1 protein-coding gene is annotated in these 641 nt (G+C 56.0%); it reads left to right on the top strand.

The window, feature by feature from the left end; all coding sequences use genetic code 11:
- Positions 1 to 641, top strand: a 641-nt coding sequence (locus tag J5224_RS33605) for a methyl-accepting chemotaxis protein (protein ID WP_264629211.1), incomplete at both ends; no start/stop codon positions are given.

Here is a 641-nt window from a genome sequence, read left to right as displayed (position 1 = left end):
TGGATAACATGAACAGCAGCTTGCGTCATATTGTGGGTCAAGTGCGCGACGGCGCCGAGGCGATTTCTACTGCGGCTTCGCAGATTGCCGCCGGTAATCAGGATCTCTCGGCGCGTACCGAAGAACAGGCCAGCTCGCTGGAACAAACCGCCTCCTCCATGGAAGAGCTGACCTCAACCATCAAGAACACCGCCGATAACACCCGTCAGGCAACGTCGGTTTCGCATCAGGCATCGGATGCGGCCAAAAACAGCAGTGAAGTGATGCTCTCGGTGACGCAAAAAATGCGCGGTATTCAATCGTCATCGCAGCGTATGGCTGAGATTATCGGCGTTATCGACAGCATTGCGTTTCAAACTAATATTCTGGCACTCAATGCGGCGGTTGAAGCGGCGCGCGCGGGTGAGCAAGGACGCGGTTTTGCCGTGGTTGCCAGCGAAGTGCGTTCACTGGCGCAGCGCAGCGCGACGGCGGCCAAGGAGATTAAGACGTTGATCGATGATTCCGTCAGCAACATTCAGGACGGGATGAGTCTGGTAGACAGTGCCGATGAAACCCTGGGTCGTTTGACCAACCATGTGCAGGATGTTAACGCGATCATTGCGGAGATTTCCCAAGCCAGCCAAGAGCAGAGCGATGGC

The organism is Candidatus Symbiopectobacterium sp. NZEC135 (assembly GCF_025962695.1).
Note: the sequence above shows the minus strand (reverse complement) of the source record. Positions and strands in the feature narration are given on the sequence as shown.